This is a genomic window from Mesorhizobium sp. ORS 3428, from assembly GCF_001854785.1.
Lineage (GTDB): Bacteria > Pseudomonadota > Alphaproteobacteria > Rhizobiales > Rhizobiaceae > Mesorhizobium.
On the sequence record NZ_MDFL01000115.1, the window covers coordinates 148,362 to 166,783 of the forward strand.

At 63.3% G+C, this 18,422-nt stretch carries 14 protein-coding genes; 5 read left to right on the top strand and 9 right to left on the bottom strand.

The annotated features are described in order from the left end of the window. Positions 1-114 precede the first annotated feature (114 nt). Entirely contained in the window at positions 115-1,902 is a 1,788-nt protein-coding gene (aspS, locus tag ORS3428_RS13805) for an aspartate--tRNA ligase (protein ID WP_071099256.1), read from the top strand. 247 nt (positions 1,903-2,149) lie between these two features. On the opposite strand, the gene ORS3428_RS13810 is transcribed toward aspS, so the two are convergent. After that, complete coding sequence (locus tag ORS3428_RS13810) at positions 2,150-3,340, bottom strand: hypothetical protein (protein ID WP_071098561.1); 1,191 nt, start codon at positions 3,338-3,340, stop codon at positions 2,150-2,152. A gap of 398 nt (positions 3,341-3,738) precedes the next feature. On the opposite strand from ORS3428_RS13810, the gene parC reads away from it, so the two are divergent. Together parC and ORS3428_RS13825 are read left to right on the top strand one after the other, a co-directional pair. Continuing rightward, positions 3,739-5,994 (top strand): DNA topoisomerase IV subunit A, encoded by a 2,256-nt coding sequence (gene parC, locus ORS3428_RS13820; protein ID WP_071098564.1) that lies wholly within the window; start codon positions 3,739-3,741, stop codon positions 5,992-5,994. A gap of 294 nt (positions 5,995-6,288) precedes the next feature. Further along, positions 6,289-7,488, top strand: a complete 1,200-nt coding sequence (locus ORS3428_RS13825; protein WP_071098566.1) for an AI-2E family transporter — start codon at positions 6,289-6,291, stop codon at positions 7,486-7,488. On the opposite strand, the gene ORS3428_RS13830 is transcribed toward ORS3428_RS13825, so the two are convergent. From ORS3428_RS13830 to ORS3428_RS13840, 3 genes are all read right to left on the bottom strand, one after another. Next, positions 7,476-8,372 carry a DMT family transporter gene (locus ORS3428_RS13830; RefSeq protein WP_071098571.1) on the bottom strand — a complete coding sequence of 299 codons (897 nt, stop codon included), beginning with the start codon at positions 8,370-8,372 and terminating at the stop codon, positions 7,476-7,478. The two genes, ORS3428_RS13825 and ORS3428_RS13830, sit on opposite strands and share 13 nt — an antisense overlap. Before the next feature lie 128 nt (positions 8,373-8,500). Next, the gene (locus tag ORS3428_RS13835; RefSeq protein ID WP_071098574.1) at positions 8,501-9,265 is read right to left on the bottom strand and encodes an arginyltransferase; all 765 of its coding nucleotides are present in this window, start codon (positions 9,263-9,265) and stop codon (positions 8,501-8,503) included. Between the two features lie 158 nt (positions 9,266-9,423). After that, entirely contained in the window at positions 9,424-9,894 is a 471-nt protein-coding gene (locus ORS3428_RS13840) for an RDD family protein (RefSeq protein ID WP_071098576.1), read from the bottom strand. Positions 9,895-10,281: 387 nt separating this feature from the next. On the opposite strand from ORS3428_RS13840, the gene sthA reads away from it, so the two are divergent. After that, positions 10,282-11,670: a Si-specific NAD(P)(+) transhydrogenase gene (gene sthA / locus ORS3428_RS13845; protein WP_071098578.1), complete on the top strand. Its 1,389-nt coding sequence runs from the start codon at positions 10,282-10,284 to the stop codon at positions 11,668-11,670. A 29-nt stretch (positions 11,671-11,699) separates the two neighbouring features. Here the strand turns inward: sthA and ORS3428_RS13850 are convergent, their stop codons facing one another. The 5 genes from ORS3428_RS13850 to ORS3428_RS13870 all read right to left on the bottom strand — a co-directional run bounded on the left by ORS3428_RS13850 (position 11,700) and on the right by ORS3428_RS13870 (position 16,968). Further along, entirely contained in the window at positions 11,700-12,806 is a 1,107-nt protein-coding gene (locus ORS3428_RS13850; RefSeq protein ID WP_071098580.1) for a substrate-binding domain-containing protein, read from the bottom strand. Then, on the bottom strand, positions 12,806-13,423 hold the full coding sequence (locus ORS3428_RS13855; RefSeq protein WP_071098582.1) for a 5-bromo-4-chloroindolyl phosphate hydrolysis family protein: 618 nt from the start codon (positions 13,421-13,423) through the stop codon (positions 12,806-12,808). The genes ORS3428_RS13850 and ORS3428_RS13855 overlap by 1 nt, the downstream gene beginning before the upstream one ends. 8 nt (positions 13,424-13,431) lie before the next feature. Beyond that, positions 13,432-15,003 carry a VWA domain-containing protein gene (locus tag ORS3428_RS13860; protein ID WP_071098585.1) on the bottom strand — a complete coding sequence of 524 codons (1,572 nt, stop codon included), beginning with the start codon at positions 15,001-15,003 and terminating at the stop codon, positions 13,432-13,434. 10 nt (positions 15,004-15,013) lie between these two features. Then, positions 15,014-16,093 (bottom strand): toxic anion resistance protein, encoded by a 1,080-nt coding sequence (locus ORS3428_RS13865; RefSeq protein WP_071098586.1) that lies wholly within the window; start codon positions 16,091-16,093, stop codon positions 15,014-15,016. A gap of 209 nt (positions 16,094-16,302) precedes the next feature. After that, positions 16,303-16,968 carry an alpha/beta hydrolase gene (locus tag ORS3428_RS13870; protein ID WP_443136858.1) on the bottom strand — a complete coding sequence of 222 codons (666 nt, stop codon included), beginning with the start codon at positions 16,966-16,968 and terminating at the stop codon, positions 16,303-16,305. 242 nt (positions 16,969-17,210) lie between these two features. Between ORS3428_RS13870 and ORS3428_RS13875 the strand changes: the two genes are divergently transcribed. Beyond that, positions 17,211-18,419 (top strand): OpgC family protein, encoded by a 1,209-nt coding sequence (locus tag ORS3428_RS13875; RefSeq protein ID WP_071099257.1) that lies wholly within the window; start codon positions 17,211-17,213, stop codon positions 18,417-18,419. Positions 18,420-18,422 lie beyond the last annotated feature (3 nt).

The following is an 18,422-nucleotide window of genomic DNA, read 5'->3' on the forward strand; positions in this document are numbered from 1 at the left end:
TTTGGCCGCTTGCCCATTTGACCCCGCTTGCCTTGACAAAGGCGGCCTCTCATGCGCTTTTCGCGCCAATTTTCGAGCTGGGCTTCGCCCGCAATTCCGGACTTCACAATGACAATGCATCGTTACCGCAGCCATACCTGTGCCCAATTGAGAAAGAGCGACGTCGGCAATTCCGTCCGCCTGTCGGGCTGGGTGCATCGCGTGCGCGACCATGGCGGGCTGCTCTTCATCGATCTGCGCGATCACTATGGCCTGACCCAGATCGTCGCCGACCCGGATTCGCCGGCCTTCAAGACGGCCGAGACCGTGCGCGGCGAGTGGGTGATCCGCGTCGACGGCGAGGTCAAGGCGCGCCTCCCGGAGACCGTCAACCCCAACCTGCCGACCGGCGAGATCGAGGTGTTCGCGCGCGAGATCGAGGTGCTGTCGGCGGCCAAGGAACTGCCGCTGCCGGTGTTCGGCGAACCGGACTATCCGGAAGACATCCGCCTGAAATACCGCTTCCTCGACCTGCGCCGCGAGACGCTGCACAAGAACATCGTGGCGCGCACGAAGATCATCGCCGAGATGCGCAAGCGTATGGGCGAGGTGGGCTTCACCGAGTTCTCGACGCCGATCCTCACCGCCTCCTCGCCGGAGGGCGCGCGCGACTTCCTGGTGCCGTCGCGTATTCATCCCGGCACCTTCTACGCGCTGCCGCAGGCGCCGCAGCAGTACAAGCAGCTGATCATGGTCTCCGGCTTCGACCGTTATTTTCAGATCGCGCCCTGCTTCCGCGACGAGGACCCGCGCGCCGACCGTTTGCCCGGCGAATTCTACCAGCTCGACCTTGAGATGAGCTTCGTCGAGCAGGACGACGTGCTCTCCACCATGGAACCGGTGCTTCGCGGTGTTTTCGAGACCTTCGCCGCCGGCAAGCCGGTGACCCAGAACTTCCGCCGCATTCCCTTTGAAGAGGCGATGCGCACCTACGGCACCGACAAGCCGGACCTGCGCAATCCGATCGAGATGCAGGCGGTCTCGGATCATTTCCGCGACTCCGGCTTCAAGGTCTTCGCCAACATCCTGGCCAACGATGCCAAGGCCGAGGTGTGGGCTATCCCGGCCAAGACCGGCGGCAGCCGCGCCTTCTGCGACCGCATGAACTCCTGGGCGCAGGGCGAGGGCCAGCCAGGTCTCGGCTACATCTTCTGGCGCAAGGAGGGCGACAAGCTCGAAGGCGCCGGCCCGATCGCCAAGAACATCGGCGAGGAGCGCACCGAGGCGATCCGCCGGCAGCTCGGCCTTGCCGATGGTGATGCCGCCTTCTTCGTCGCCGGTGACCCCAGGAAGTTCGTCGCCTTCGCGGGCGCGGCACGCACGCGCGCCGGCGAGGAGCTGAACCTCGTCGACCGCGACCGCTTCGAATTGTGCTGGATCGTCGACTTTCCGTTCTTCGAATGGAACGAGGACGAGAAGAAGATCGACTTCGCCCACAATCCGTTCTCCATGCCGCAGGGCGGCATCGATGCCCTCATCAGCCAGGAGCCGCTCGGCATCAAGGCGTTCCAGTACGACATGGTCTGCAACGGCTTCGAGATCGCTTCCGGCGGCATCCGCAACCACCTGCCGGAAACCATGGTCAAGGCCTTCGAGATGGTCGGCCTCGATCGCCAGACGGTCGAGGATCGTTTCGGCGGCCTCTACCGCGCCTTCCAGTATGGCGCCCCGCCGCATGGCGGCATGGCTGCAGGCATCGACCGCATCGTCATGCTTCTCGTCGGCGCCAAGAACCTGCGCGAGGTCACGATGTTCCCGATGAACCAGCAGGCCTACGACCTGTTGATGAACGCGCCCTCGGAAGCCATGCCGCAGCAGCTGCGCGAGCTGTCGCTGCGCGTCGCGGTGGCGAAGAAGGACTGACGGCAGCGTTGCAACTGCTCTTTCTCCCCGTCACTATACGGGGAGAAATGTCCGGCAGGACAATGAGGGGCAGCGCGGGTGCTGGCGATTTGCGAGCGGTCGTAGCAGCTATGGCCTTCTGATGCGGCCTTCTGACAGGCAGTCGGTTCAGCATCGAATTTCACATTCGCAAGCGTCGGCACTGCCCCTCATCCGCCTGCCGGCACCTTCTCCCCGTATAGTGACGGGGAGAAGGCAGCTAATTCGATCAGTCCTCGTTCGCCTTGACCTTCACGCCGAGCGTCTTGGGCAGGTCGAGCGGATTGGACATGGCACCTGCCATGATCAGCGCGAACGGCACTGAGGCCGGCGGCTCGGCCGAGATCTCGAGGCTCTTCGGATCGTCGAGGAACTTGTTGACCGCCGCCGACACCTGGGCCGTCAGTTCGGGATTGTTGAGCTGCGCCATTCCGAAAGGCACGATCGCCTTGGCCTGGTTGGCGACGTCCTTGCCCGACATGCCCTGYTGCTTGCCGACATAATCGAGCACCTTGCCGGTCAGCGAATCGTCGTCGAAGCGCACCGAGGCGCCGTTGAAGGACAGCTGCTGCAAGAGGCCGAGCATGGCCATGCCCTGCGCGGAACTGTCGGCGCCCTCGGGCTGCGCGGCGAACTTCTTCTGCATTTCCTGCATCGACTTGATGAAGTCGAGCGTGTAGCCGCCGAGATTGAAGGTCATGCCGAGCTTGCCGGCATTGTCGACGGCGATGTCATACTTGGACAACTCCATCTTGCCGTCGCTGGGCTGCCAGGTGCCGGCCATCGAGATGTTGCCGGAGATGTTCTGGTAGCCGAGCGCGTCGATCGCCTCCTTCGACTTCGGATCGTCGACCAGCGTCAGATCGGCTTTGAATTTTTCGGTGCTGGCGGTGAAGTCCATCGCCTTGCCTTCGGCCGGCGGGTTGATCTGGACCGCAAGCCCGTCCATCGAGAAGGCCGTCTTGTCGCCGACCTTGACCGTCAAGTTGGAAAGCTCGGCCGCCTTGTACATCATCAGCGAGCCGAGCGGATCGGTGCTGCCCTCGGCCGGCACCTTCATGTCATGAATGACGAAGGGGCTGACGTCGAGCGTCACGCCGTCCTGGCTGCGCTCGAAGGCGGATGTCGAGACGGTTGCGATCTCGAAGCCGCCATTGGCCTCCGTGACGCCCTCCAGCTTTACGTCGCCGATAGGCAGCGCTTCCTTCTCCGCCGTCGGCTTGATCGATACGGCCTGCAGCGTCACGTTGGAAGCGTCGCCGGAGACCCCGGTCCAGGAGATCTCGACGCCCTGGGCGGCGAGCATGGACTTGACGCGCTCGGCCACGGCCGGATCGGCCGCGAAGGCCGCATTGAGTGGCAGGGTCAGCAGAAAGGTCGAAAAAGCCAGTTTCTTGAGCATTGAGCGTTGGATTGTCATTAGCGTGTTCCCTGTCCTGAAAGTGTTTTGAATTCTTGCCCCATCACCATTCTGTGACGAACGGGACGGGAAAAAGGCGTTTCCCGGCTCATTTGTCGAAAACGGCGATCAAAAGCAAATCCGCCAGGCACGCTTCGCATGGCGCGGTGAATTTGTCGTGAAGACCGCGGCTTTCCTCCGCCAGCGCATTGCATGCCCAGATAGAGGGTGCATGTAACAGATTGATGTTGCCCAGCTTGCTGYCGAAGCCCGTTGCGGATCGGGGCAAACTGGAATGTTCGCCTTTGGGATTCCGTGAAATCCTTCACATCGCTCTTGCGTRCTCGCCGCGCGCGACGAATCCGCCGACTTCCAACCCGAAGCTTGCCGCGAATCACCCGCTCGGCTAGTCCAGCCTCATGGGAAAGAGGCATTTGCCGCCGGAAGACAATGGCGGCGGCGACAACATCGAACCGGTCGATCTGAAGGAAGCGCTTGAGAAGCGCTACCTCGCCTATTCGCTGTCGACCATCATGCACCGGGCATTGCCGGATGTGCGCGACGGGCTGAAGCCGGTCCATCGCCGCATTATGCATGCCATGCGGCTCTTGCGGCTGAACCCCGACCAGGGCTTTGCCAAATGCGCCCGCATCGTCGGCGAGGTGATGGGTAAGTTCCATCCGCATGGCGACCAGTCGATCTACGACGCGCTGGTGCGCCTGGCGCAGGAATTCTCGATGCGCTACCCGCTGGTCGACGGGCAGGGCAATTTCGGCAACATCGATGGCGATAACGCCGCTGCCATGYGTTACACCGAAGCGCGCATGACCGAGGTGGCGACCGACCTGCTTGCCGGCATCACCGAGGACGCCGTCGACTATCGCCCGACCTACAATGAGGAGGACGAGGAGCCGTCCGTTCTCCCCGGCGCTTTCCCGAACCTGCTCGCCAACGGCTCCTCCGGCATCGCTGTGGGCATGGCGACCTCGATCCCGCCGCACAATGCCGCCGAGCTTTGCGACGCCGCACTCCATCTGATCGAGCATCCGGACGCTCCGGTGGCGAAGCTGATGGATTTCGTCCAGGGACCGGATTTCCCGACCGGCGGCATCATCGTCGACAGCCGCGCCTCGATCCTCGAAGCCTATGAGACGGGCCGCGGCGGGTTTCGCGTCCRCTCCAAATGGAACCAGGAAGACCAGGGCAKGGGCACCTGGAGCATCGTCGTCACCGAAATCCCCTACGGCGTCCAGAAGGCCAGGCTGATCGAGAAGATCGCCGAGCTGCTGATGGCACGCAAGCTGCCGCTGCTCGAAGATATCCGCGACGAGAGCGCCGAGGATATCCGCATCGTTCTGGTGCCGAAGAGCCGCACCGTCGATCCCGGCATCCTGATGGAATCGCTGTTCAAGCTCACCGAGCTCGAAAGCCGCTTCCCGCTCAACATGAACGTCTTGTCGCGCGGCAAGGTGCCGAACGTCCTCTCGCTGAAGGGYGTGCTGAAGGAGTGGCTCGACCATCGCCGCGATGTGCTGCTCCGCCGCTCAAGGTATCGGCTCGGCGAGATCGAGAAGCGTCTGGAAATTCTCGCCGGTTACCTGATCGCCTATCTCAACATCGACGAGGTGATCAGGATCATCCGCGAGGAGGATGAGCCGAAGCAGGTGATGATGGCCCGCTGGGCGCTCACCGACAACCAGGCAGAGGCCATTCTCAACATGCGGCTGCGCGCCTTGCGCAAGCTCGAAGAAATCGAGATTCGCAAGGAGCATGACGGCCTCACCGAGGAGAAGAAGCAGATCGAGGCCCTGCTCGCGTCGGACGCCAAGCAGTGGGCGACGATCAAATGGGAAGTCACCAAGATCCGCGACAAGTTCGGCCCGGAGACCGAGCTCGGCAGGCGCCGCACTCAGTTCGCCGACGCGCCCGAGCATGATCTCACCGACATCGCGCATGCCATGATCGAGCGCGAGCCGGTCACCGTCGTAGTGTCGGAAAAGGGCTGGCTGCGCGCCATGAAGGGTCATCTCACCGACCATTCGACGCTTGCCTTCAAGGAAGGCGACAGCCTGAAGCTCGCCTTCCATGCCCAGACCACGGACAAGATCCTGGTCTTCACCACGGGCGGCAAGTTCTACACCATCGGCGCCGACCGTCTGCCGGGCGGGCGCGGCCATGGCGAGCCGATCCGCATTATCGTTGACATGGAAAACGACCAGGACATCGTCACTGCCTTCGTTCACGATCCGAAGCGCAAGCTGCTGCTCGTCTCTTACGATGCCAACGGCTTCGTCGTCTCTGAGGAGGAGGTCGTCGCTAACACCCGCAAGGGCAAGCAGGTGATGAACGTCAAGGCGCCGGACGAGGCCAAGCGCTGCATTCCGGTCGCGGGCGATCATCTCGCCATCGTCGGCGAGAACCGCAAGATGCTGATCTTCCCGCTGTCGGAAATCCCGGAAATGGCGCGCGGCAAGGGCGTGCGCCTGCAGAAATACAAGGATGGCGGCGTGCTGGACCTGAAGACCTTCACGCTGGAGACGGGGCTGACCTGGCAGGATTCGGCCGACCGCACCTTCACCAAGTCGCGCGAAGAACTCGCCGAATGGATCGGCGCCCGCGCCGCCGCCGGCCGCATGGTGCCGAAGGGTTTCCCAAGGACAGGGAAGTTTGGGTGAAGCGACATTTTCCTTCTCCCCTTGTGGGAGAAGGTGGCCGAGCGAAGCTCGGTCGGATGAGGGGTGTTGGAAGGATCGCTACTTCTCAGGCGTAAGCGCTTCAAATCTTCGAATTTTCCAACGCTGCATTCCGCCCAGCACCCCTCATCCGTCTCGGCCCTGCGCGCCGATCCACCTTCTCCCACAAGGGGAGAAGGAAAAGCGCCTCCCCAAACATTTGGACTATCGTCACGATTGCTGCACTATGATGGGGCATAAGCGATCAGCGAGCTGGGCAAGGGGAGAAACGCCGGGTTGAAGCGGACTGAAATCCAGAAACCAGGGCAGCGACTCTTCGGTCTGTCGACGCCGCTCAGGGCGGCCGTCATTCCGCCGCTTTCGGCGGCGCGCTGGCTGCTGGTGCTGATCGTCGCCGCCGGCGTCTATTTCTTCCACGGCTTCCTGTTCCCGGTGCTGGCGGCGCTCGTCATCGCCTTCGCCAGCTGGCCGCTCTACCGCCGGCTGCTCGCCGCCGTCGGGGGCAACCGCACCATCGCCGCAACGCTCGCCATCCTCTTCATCCTCACCTTCCTGGTGGTGCCGATTGCGCTTGCCGGCACCTATGCCATCAACGAGCTGCGCGAATGGGTGGTATGGGCGATCGAGATCAACCGCCACGGCTCGGTAACACCGCAATGGATCGCCACCATGCCGGTGATCGGCGAGTGGCTGAACGAGCAGTGGACAGCCAATCTCGGCCATCCCGGCGGCATCGGCGAATTGATCCAGCTGGTGAGCGGCTCCAACATCGGCACCATCTACCGTGGCGCGCTCGCGGCCGGCGGCAGCGCCTTCGGCCTGCTGCTCACGCTGCTCTTCATGCTGATTGCGCTGTTCTTCGCCTATCGCGACGGCGAGGCTTTCGCGGCGCAGGTCGATCGTCTCGGCGAGCGCATTCTGCCGACGCGCTGGGAACGCATCTCGCGCGTCGTGCCGGCCACCATCTCATCGACCGTGACCGGCATGACCGTCATCGCCATCGGCGAGGGCCTTGTGCTGGGCATCGCCTACTGGCTGGCCGGCGTGCCGTCGCCGGTAACGCTCGGCGCGCTCACCGGCATCATGGCGCTGATCCCGGGCGGCGCGCCGCTATCCTTCACGCTGGTGTCGATCTATCTCGCCGCCAGCGGCAAGCTCATTGCCGGCCTCGCGCTGTTCACCTGGGGCGCGGTCGAGCTGTTCATCGTCGACAAGACGCTGCGTCCCAAGCTGGTCGGCGGGCCGATCAAGCTGCCGTTCCTGCCGACCTTTTTCGGCCTCATCGGCGGCGTCAAGACGATGGGCTTTCTCGGCCTCTTCATCGGTCCGGTGCTGATGGCGCTGCTTGTCGCCATCTGGCGCGAATGGCTGCGCGAGGTCGAGATGATGGACGAGCTTGCGCCCGCCGCCGACGAAAGGAGCGTGGCGCCGCGGATCGAGGCGGCGCCCGAGGCCAGGAAAATTCAAGCCGGATAACCGACCGCAAGGGCCGCGCGGCGCTTGCGGCCCTGGTGCAATTGCCAAAGCGAATGGGCGACCAGCGTCACGATCAGGATCGCGCCGCCGATCAGGCTGTCGCGTGTCGGCGCCTCGGCAAAGACCAGCCAGACCCAGACCGGTGCGAGCACGGTCTCGAGCACATAGAACATCGCCACTTCCGGGCCTGAAATATATTTCGGGCCGGCGGCCAGGCAGAAGAACGAGATCGGCATGATCACGGCGCCGTTGAAGATGATCCACCACGGCGCATTCACGTGCAGCCCTTCGCCCGTGACCATGACGGCGGCGAGCGCCAGCGGAAAGATCACACCGACAAGTGCTGTAAAGCCCATATCCTTGCCGCTGGAGCGCGAGATGGTGATGGCGAGCGCGACGAAGAAGGCCGAGCAGAGCGCCATGAAATCACCGAACAGTTTTCCGCTGCCGACCGAACCGCCGACGATGATGAGCACCCCGACGATCATCGCCAGCATCGCGAGCACCGTTGCCGGCCGCGGCCTCTCCTTGAGGAACAGCCAGGAGAGCAATGACGCGAACACGGTGTTGAAGGCGAGGATGAAAACAAGATCCGCGGTTGTCGTGTGGTAGACGGCGGTGACGAAGGTGATCGAGGTCAGGCCGTAGCAGATCGCCGCCGCAAGCCCCTGCCAGCCCGGAATGAGGGCCGGCGCGTTCCTGCTCCAGGCGCGCCAGACCGCCCAGATGATCATCGTGGCGACGAAAGTGGTTCCGGTGCGCAAGAGCATGATCGTCCACGCCTCGCCGTCGGCAAGCCGGATCAGGGGGATGTCGAAGGTGAGCGTGAGGCCGCCGATGGCGGTGATCAAGAGTCCCTTCTGGTGATCGGTATGGGCAGACACTCGGGCAGTCTCGCAAGCATTGTGGAGGCGGTGCGCGGCACCTCGGCGTCGGTCCTTCCAGCCATATGGCCGAAAGACCAGCGTCCCCCTCCTTGAAACAGTTTAAGGATGAAAGGCTTGAAAGCGGATCAGCGCGTGACCGCTTCGTGGTCGTAGCGTTCCCAGCCTTTCGGGCCGAGGTGCTCCTGCGGCATGAAGCGCATCTTATAGCTCATCTTGCGCGAGCCGTTGACCCAGTAGCCGAGATAGACGTGGGGCAGTCCCATCGCCTTGGCGCGGGCGATGTGGTCGAGGATCATGAAGGTGYCGAGCGAGTGGTGCTCCAGATCGGGATTGAAATAGGAATAGACCATCGACAGGCCGTCGGCCATCTTGTCGGTCAGCGCCACGGCGATCAGCTCTCCCTGGCCCTTGCCGGTGATGAAGGTGTCCGGGCCGCGGCGCCGATATTCGATGATCTTGGTGTCGACATGCGTGTCCTCGACCATCATTGCATAATCGAGCACCGTCATGTCGGACATGCCGCCGCGCCGGTGGCGGGCGTCGAGATAGGCGCGGAACAGCGAATACTGTTCGGTCGAGGGCTGGGCGTCGTGCATGACGCCGAYGAGGTCTGAATTGCGCTGGATCACGCGGCGCATGTTGCGGCTGGCGGTGAACTCCTGCGCCAGGATCCGCACCGACACGCAGGCGCGGCAGGATTCGCAGGCCGGCCTGTAGGCGATGTTCTGCGAGCGCCGGAAGCCGCCTTGCGTCAGCAGATCGTTCATCTCGGGCGCCTTGTCGCCGACGAGGTGCGTGAACACCTTGCGCTCGAACTGGCCCTCAAGATACGGGCACGGCGACGGCGYGGTCAGGAAGAACTGCGGCGACTGGGTCGGATGCTGCGTCATCGATTCTTGGAAACGCTCCTGCGAATCGCCCTACCTTTGGCCCGGGCGGGGAAAAATTCAACAGGATTGTGCGCCCTCGGCCTGTGGATTGCCTTCATATTTGGCCACAAGCGACAAAGCGACCTGGCGGCGGACCGCCCCGGAGGCCGCGGACAACGTCAGATATCGCTGCGTGTGACCACGGTTCCCAGAAGCAGGTCGTGCAGCGTACGCTTGCGGTCGGAAAACAGCGTGACCAGCAGCACCAGCGCCGTCAGGATGACGTTTGCGGCCCAGAACAGCACCGAATGCACCACCGCGGTCAARCCGTCGATGCGCGTGCCGTCGAGCCTGTCGAGCCGGATGCCCATGATCTTCATGCCCGTCGTTGCCTGGTCGCGGCTGCCCAGYGTGTTCCAGATGTAGAGGATGGCAACCGCCGGTACCAGCACGGAAAACAATGCCCAGCCGAGGCCGAAGGTCAAAAGCCCAAGCACGGCGACCAGTATCGCGAAGGGGATGGTGAGCAGCGCGACGATGAAATAGTCGAGGATGAAGGCGAAGACGCGCCTTGTCCGCACGCCGCGATAGGCGCGCGTGTCCTCGAGCCTTGTGGTGATGATCTCGCCGTCAAGCACGCGCGTGTTCATGTCAATTCCTCGTAACGGCATCCGAATACGATGCCCGCCATTTCAGATGGTGAAGGCGGCGTCGAATTCAAGGAATGGATCGGCCTGGCCTGCCCGGCCCAAGGCTTGCCCGCCCAAGACTGCGCAGCCGTTTGGCAAGGCGACATACCTGAATACCATGTGTAAATACAAAGCCTTAGAGCGCGTCGCTCGAAGCCGTCTCGCGCCACGACCTTAGATGACGCGCCCGGTGGAGCCTGACCATTACATGCAAGCGTTGCCGACGGTTAAGTCTTTCAGCGGTCACATTGCGCAGATTTGCAGTACCGCGACCAATGGCGTGTTGGCAGTTGAACACGACGCTCTTCCCAGTTTAGCCTGCTGCGGCGCACAAAGAGGGCGGGGGGAATGGACTACGACATGCTCGTCATCGGCAGCGGCCCGTCGGGGCGTCGCGCCGCGGTACAGTCGGCCAAGCTTGGCAAATCCGTGCTGGTGGTCGACAGGGGCCGTCGCCTGGGCGGGGTCTCGGTCCATACCGGCACCATCCCGTCGAAAACGCTGCGCGAGACGGTCCTCAACCTCTCGGGCTGGCGCGAGCGCGGGTTCTACGGGCGCGGCTACCGGGTCAAGCAGGATATTTCAATCGGCGACCTGATCGAGCGCCTGCACAAGACGCTCGATCACGAGGTCGAGGTGCTGCAGCACCAGTTCATGCGCAACGCTGTCAAAAGCGTGCGCGCCACGGCGAAATTCCTTGGGGCAAACAAGGTCAGCCTGACGACCGACAATGGCGACTACAGCGAGGTCGGTTTCGCCAATGCGCTGATCGCCGTGGGCACCAGGCCGCACCGTCCGCGCGAGGTGCCTTTCGACAGGACGCGCATCTTCGACAGTGACGAGATGCTGRAGCTCGACCGGCTGCCGCGCACGCTGACCGTCATCGGCGCCGGCGTGATCGGCGTCGAATATGCGACCATCTTCTCGGCCCTCGACGTGCCGGTGACGCTGGTCGAGCCGCGCAACACCATCCTCGACTTCGTCGACCGCGAGATCGTCGACGACTTCATCCATCAGATGCGCGACCGCGGCATGACCATTCGTCTGGGCAGCACGGTCAAGGAAATCGCCTCCAAGCCCGACTGTGCCGAGGTGACGCTTGCCGACGGCCGCACCATCCGCTCCGAGATCGTGCTCTATGCCGCCGGCCGCAGCGGCAATCTCGGCAGCCTTGGCCTCGATGTGGTCGGCATCGAGGCGGACTCCAGGGGGCGTATCAAGGTCGATCCGCAGACCTTCCAGACCAGCGTCCCCAATATTTACGCCACCGGCGACGTTATCGGCTTCCCAAGCCTGGCTTCGACCTCGATGGAGCAGGGCAGGGTGGCCGCATGCCATGCCTTCGGCGTGGCGCTGCCCCCGCCGCCGGAGAGCTTTCCCTATGGCATCTACGCCGTGCCGGAAATCTCCACCGTCGGCCAGTCGGAGGAGCAGGTGCGCGAGAGCGGAATCGCCTACGAGGTCGGCGTGGCGCGCTTCCGGGAAACCTCGCGCGGCCACATCATGGGCGTCAATTCAGGCTTCCTGAAACTTCTCTTTTCGGTCGAGACGCGCCGCCTGCTTGGAGCCCATATCGTCGGCGAGGGCGCCACCGAGCTCATCCATATCGGCCAGGCGGTGATCAATCTCGGCGGCACCGTCGACTTCTTCGTCAACAACACCTTCAACTATCCGACGCTGGCCGAAGCCTACAAGATTGCCGGCCTGGATGCCTGGAACCGGATGGGGCAAGGGTGAGCGGATTTGCGATGCAGGTGAAGGCGCGTCTAGACTTCCAACTGCGAAAGCAGCGCTAGCATCACATCCGCGGAAGGCATCGGCAGCACCGCTTCGATCTCCGCCGGGCGCACGCCAGCGATCGTGTCGCTGCCCGCGGCCACAGTGCCTAGCGGCCCACGGAAACCGTGCTTCGACCAGGCGAGTTCCTGCAGCTTCGGACTGGTCAGCGCATCGAGCAGCGGGTCGACGGTAGGATCGATGACGATCAGCGGATGCGCCGAATAGACGGTCGGACGGGGATAAAGGATCTCCGGCTTGGCACCGGCGCCGGCCTGCACACGCTGCCAGCGTGCCGGGTCGGCGAGTGCCCATTCCACCAGCTGATTCTCATAGCCCACCACCATCGGCTCGGCGCCGAGACCGCCCGCGATGTATTGGTCGAACAGCTTGCCTGACGAAGACGATTTCAGCCCCATGCTGCGGAAGATCGCCCTTGCCTCTTCGCCGTGTCGGGCGAGCAGGTCCTGCGTCGCCACGTCGCCGCTCATCAGGCTGAGCACAAGACCCGCGAACATGAAGCCTGAATTCGAACGGTTGGGATCGGTGGAGACGATGCGCGTCCGGCCGTAGAGCTCGCCGATGCCGAGATCCGACCAGTTCCTGCCGGTGAGCACGGCATCGAGCAGCGCCTTCAGGTCGAGCTGGTTGTAGCCGCCCTTGGCGGAGACAGTGACCAGTCCGCTCTTCTTCAGGGCCTCGACCACTGGCCCCCAAGTGTAGACGACGATCGGCGAGTTGAGCACGACCTGGTCGTTGCGGACCGCCACCCCGCTCTTGCGCGCGAGGTCGACCATGATTGAGGAGGACGGCCACAGGAATTGCGGCTTCTGCGTCAGCAAGGCAGACTCGCGCACCATTTCGACTGAGCCGGCAACGCGCGCGTCGAGCTCCAGCCCGTAGCCGCCCAGCGCATGCGCGACATCCGGATCGGCGAGGAAAGCCTGCTTCTCGCCGCCGATGAAGCCGAACAGATGCGTGCGACTGCCGAGATAGCCGCGGAACTCCGGCCTGTCCTTCAACGTCAGATAGCCACCGGTGCCCGCCGCGGCGGCGGCCAGCAATCCCAGTCCGAAAGCGCGGCGCGAAAGGGCCATCAGCGACCGATATCCTCTTTCAGCGACTCCTGAATGAGTCGAAGGTCCACGTCGAGCGTGCCAAGCTCGGAGTCTGCCAAGCTGTCGGCATAGTGCACGAAGGCGTCCTGCAGCTTGGTGATCACCGCGCCGACGCTGGCAAGCCGTTGCCGGTTGGGCGCCCGCCGGTCCGCCAGCGTTGCATAGCCTTCCGCGACTTCCGCCGCTTGCGGCACGTAATAGGTAAGGAAACGCCGCACCGAGGCGGCGCTTGCAGGCTTTGCCTCGACCCTGGAGATGACGTCGGCGGCGATATCGGCGAGGTTCTTCACCTTGGCCTTCATGTCCTTGTCGGCGATCGAACTGGCCGCTGCCGCCAGCCTGTCGGCGGCTGGTTGTGCCTGTGACAGCAATTCGCGCGCGAACGCCACCTGACCGCCGCCGATCGAGCCGAGATCGAGCCCTTCGAACAGCTGGCGCGGCGCCAGCACGAAGACCAGACCGGCAAAGACCAGCACCGAGATCACTGCCGAAACCAGGAACGGGAAATGAGTGAGGGTGCCGAGTCCGATCAGCAGCGCGGCCGAGACGAGGCCCGCCACGATCCAGTTCCAGTCATTGCCGAACAAGCCACGCATTGTCAGCCTTAGTTGTAGCCGCGCGCAGCGCGGAAGGCACCGGCGAGGTCGCCGCTGCCGTCGAAGACGCGCGCCGAGGTCGCCTTGGCAAGGCTGTCGAGCTGGCTCTTATCGGCGTCGCCGAAGGTGATGCCGAACACCGGCACCCGCACCGGCGCCTGGCGCCATTGCGCAAGGAAGGGCTCGGCGCTGCCGTCGGTGCGGCCATCGGTCATGATAACGATGGCGGGTAGGTATTTCGTGAGGTTCGCGGTGGCCAGGATCTTCTGGAGTGCCTGCGCGGCGCAGGCATACATGTCGGTGCCTCCGCCGGCATGTTGATCTGCCACAGCGCTGAGCAGCTGGCTTTGACCCGCGGGATCGCCGCTCGCGTCGAAAATGTCGCGCACCGTGCTGTCGAAAGGCAGCACGAAGATATGGTCGGACGGCGTCCACTGTACCAACACCTCGCTTGCCTTTTCCGGCGTGAACAGAAACTGCGCGGCTTGCTGCAACTGCTTTTCGCCCTCATTCTCCATGGAGCCTGAGAAATCGAAGCAGAGCGCCGTCAGCGAAGGTTTGCGCAGGACCTCCTGGTAGAGGTCGAGCGCCTTGCGGATCACTGCCGGCTCAGGCATGCGGATCGATGTCACCAGCCTGCCCGGATCGAAATTCCACGCAGGCTCCGCCGTCGCCTGGACCGCGGCGCCGCCGAGCGGCAGCCGGCGGCCGGTGTCGGCGATGCGCTTGCGCACAGCGTCCGACTGCAGATAGGCGAGCAGGTCGGTGAAGAATTTCTCAACATCCGCGCCGCGTCCGTGGTCGATGAAGCCGAGCGGGGAATCGCCGACAGCGACGCCATCGGCCGGATAGATCGCATAGAGCGGCTCGTCGCCCATCTGCTTCAGCTTGTCGTTGGTTTCCTTCAATATCGCTTCGTAGTTCCACATCGCGTCGTAGAAAGTGCCTTTGCGGGCGGAATCGACATAGAGATCGGAGAGCCATCCCGACGAGCCGGACGAGCGCTCGACGCCTTGCAGGAGGACACTCACTGTGTCGTGCATCGCGGGATTGTCGAGATCGCCGGGCTGGATCACTTCCTTGCCGCCCAGCGCGCTGGAGARCATGGCAAGATAGGCGCTGGCGCCGGAATTGGATTGCGTGGCCGAGGTCATCRGGAATTTGAGCTTGCCGTCCTTCACGGCGGCAAGGATGTCCTTCATGAACACGTCCTTGCCGATCCAGCCGAGCTCTTCGGCCTTGGACTTGCGCACGCCGAGGATGACCGGCATCTGCGCGATGGAGGTAAGGTTACGCACCTTGCGGCCGGAATCGAACAGGTCGACCCAGACACTTGACGCCGGCCACACCGCGTCCTGGTCGAGACCGCTTGGCTTCTGCAGGCCGAGCCCGATATCGAGCGAACCCTGATAGGAGATGGTGCAGGCCGCGCCCTGCTTGGCGCAGAATTCCTGAACGATCGGCTCCAGCACGGTGTTCTCGGAGCCCGAGACGATGGAGAATTTCACGTCGCTCGAATTGCAGGCCGCCAGCAGCAGCGCGACCGCCAGCACGAGAACGGACGAAAGCGATTTCGGCATCGAGGCTCCGTCAGCCCTGTGTGAGCGCCTTCTTGAGATCGGCGGTCATCTGGTCCATCTGCTTCTCGGCCTCGRCGCGCTTCTGGCGGCCCTCCTGCTGGACCTTGAGCACGCCCTGCACCGTATCGATGAGATCGCGGTTGGCCTGCGCCAGCGTCTCGACATCGACGATGYCGCGCTGCGCCTGCTCCTCGATGGAGATGGCCTGATCCTTCATCATCTTGGAGGTCTGGCGGATCATCTCGTTCGTGGCGTCGGTCACCGTCTTCTGCAGTTCGAGCGCCGACTTCTGGTTGGTGAGGCCAAGCAGGATGATCATCTTCTGTTTCCAGGCCGGCACTGTCAGCGCCGAAGTCGCCTGCAGGTTCTCGATCAGCGTCTCGTCGCCCGCCTGCACGATGCGGATCTGCGGCAGTTGCTGGATGCCCAGCTGGCGCGCCTGAACGAGATAGAAGATGCGCTTTTCCAGCCGGTCGAGCGCCTGTACGGCGTCCTGATAGGTTTGCGCTTCGAGCGTGCCTCCGGCATCGCCGCCCTTGGCGTCTGCCGCGGCCTGCAGCTTCGGCAGTTCATTGGCCCGGTAGTCGTCGACGAATTTCTTGCCCGCCTGAACATAGGCGTCGAGCTTGAGGATCGAGTCCTTGGTCTGCTCGTGCAGGTCGTCGAGCACGGCGATGTCGCGCCTCAACGTATCCTTGTGGCGGTCGAGCTCCAGACCGATGCGGTCGATCTGACCGGCCACATCCTCGTATTTCTCCTTGAAGCGCTCGAGCCGCCCCTTGAACGAGGAGAACAGGTTGCTGAGGAACCCTTCCTCCTTCAAAGAGGCTGGATCGAGGTTCTTGGCCTTCATGATGATGTCGGTCAGAAGCGCTCCGGTGTCGCCGAGGTCGCGGTTGCGGATCTGCGAGAGGATCTTGTCGGCGTAGTCACTGACCGCCTGCTGGGCGCGGTCGCCGAAGACCGAGATGCCAGCCCGATCCCGGATGTCGATGCCGCCTTCAATCCTGGCGATCTCGCCCGGATTGGCCGCGATCACCGGCAATTGCGAGGTGTCGTCGAGCAGTGTGATGCTGTTCTTGTCGGTCATTGAGACCTCCCCCCTCAGTGAACAGTATCACGATAGGCGGTTTGTAACAGATATATGTCGCCGCTGTGGACAATGGGTGCCCGGGCGGCATTTGCCTGTGAAATAGCTTACTTTTCGGTGACTCACTTGGGGTGTTCGGCCTGCGTCATATCTCGCGGAAAGGCCGCACGGCGAGCGAGCATTGTCCCGAAACGGCGGTGGCTGCGAGGTCAGGCGACCGGATTAGGTCCGCTTAGCCATTGCCTTGCGATCGCGGCGTCCGCGTCGCCGAACTCATGGCCCGAGGCGACGATGCGGGCATCGACCTCGGCGCCGCGCTCACTCAGCAGGCTTACCAGGGCCGGCGCGAAGGGGCCGTAGGTCTGGTCGGCGGCTCCGGCGACGATCAGCACCCGCGTTCCGGCAAGCGCGGTCGCCGGCGCGTCATCGAGCACCGGCATTGCCCTCAGCAGCGCCGCCTGCCTGACGAGGCCCGGGTGAAGAAGCATGAGCGTGGAAACCAGATTGGCGCCGTTCGAATAGCCGAGAAAGGTCGAGCGCGAGAGGTCGAGCCCATGGCGCTTGGCCGCGTCGGTTGCGAATTGGGCGAAGGCGGCCGTCTCCGCGCGGATGCTCGACTGCTCGAAGCTGATCGGCGTGATTCGCTCGAACCAGCGGAAACCGTCTTCCTGGCGGATGCGGCCGCGCGCCGCGACAAGCATCGCGCGCGGGGCGATCTGCCTCGCCAACGGCGCCAGCGTCGTTTCGTCCACACCTGATCCATGCAGCACGAAAAGGCATTCGCCGCTCGCATTCGCCGGCCTCAGCAATCGATAGGCAAAGCTAAGATCTCGGTGCAGGGCGTTGTTTTTCTCGGAATATTCGGACACGCTCATACCCATTTGATTTCATGACTGTTTTGTTGATTTGCCGGCTTTAAAACGGAATGTTTTCGGGCTCCGCGAAAGTTGATTGAACYGGGCGCATTTCGGGCCGTTTCAGCGCCGATAAACTCCCAACGGGAGGAATCGAAGCGGTGCGCCGGGGGTCGCATTGCCCACTGAACGACCAGCTTTGAGGCCTTTTGTCGATGACCATGCCCGTCTCCCAAGGCGACATGCCTGTCTCTCAACGCGATATGCGTATCAACGATCGCGGCACGCGTATCAATGATCGCGGTACGCGTATCAACGATCGCGACACGCGCATCGATGTGCTGCGCGCTCTCGCCTTGCTCACCATTTTCGTCGACCATGTCCCTGGCACGATCTTCGAAAATCTGACCTACAAGAATCTCGGCTTCTCCGATGCGGCCGAGGCCTTCGTGCTGATCTCCGRCATCTCGGTAGCACTTGCCTATGGCACCAAGTTCAAGCCTGGCGGCAGGCTGCTGGCGACCCTGAAGATGTGGCGGCGTGCCGGCGTGCTTTATGTCGCTCACATCGTCATCACCATGGTGGTGATCGGCATGTTCTGCGCTGCGGCAGTGTTTTCCCATCGGCCGGAGCTATTGAAGATGATCAACATCGAGCCGCTGATGCGCAACACGCCGGAGGTGCTTCTGGGCATCGTCACGCTCGGTCATCAGCTCGGCTACAACAACATCCTGCCGGTCTATGCGGCGCTGCTTCTGGCGGCACCTGCCTTCGTGCTGTTCGTCAGCTACAGACCGGTGGCGGCACTGGTCGTGTCCGGCCTGCTGTGGCTGGTCGCCGGGATCTGGCAGATCGCGCCGCCAAACTATCCTGAGCCCGGCCTCTGGTTCCTCAACCCGCTGTCCTGGCAGTTCCTCTTCAACATCGGCCTTGCCGCCATGCTCCATGTCAAACGCGGCGGGCGGATTCCGGTCAATCCGTGGCTGCTGGGCGCGGCCGGCATCTACGTGGCCGGCGCGGCGATCTGGGTGCACAGCCCGCTTTGGGGGCAGATCACCTGGTTCAACCTGCCTGTGGTGATCGGCGGCTTCGACAAGACCTTCCTGTCGCTGCCGAGGCTGCTGCATATCCTTGCAGTGAGCTATCTGGTCGTCGCTTTGCCGGCCGTGTCGAACCTCTTCCGCGCCAGGCCCGATAATCCGCTGGCGATCCTCGGCAAGCGCTCGCTGCCGGTATTCATCGCCGGAACGCTGATCGCCATGGCCGCACAGGTGCTGAAGCTGATCAACCCGGGAGGGCTGGCCTATGATACGCTGCTGATCGCCGCCGGCATCGCCATGCAGTTCGCGCTGGCGCTGTATCTCGAATGGATCGCCGGTCTTGGTTCGGTCCGCGCAAAGCCTGCTCGCGAGGAAGCTTCGCGCGCTGCTTTCGGCGCACAAGCGATGCCGGCAAGGGTAGGGGGATACTGACTT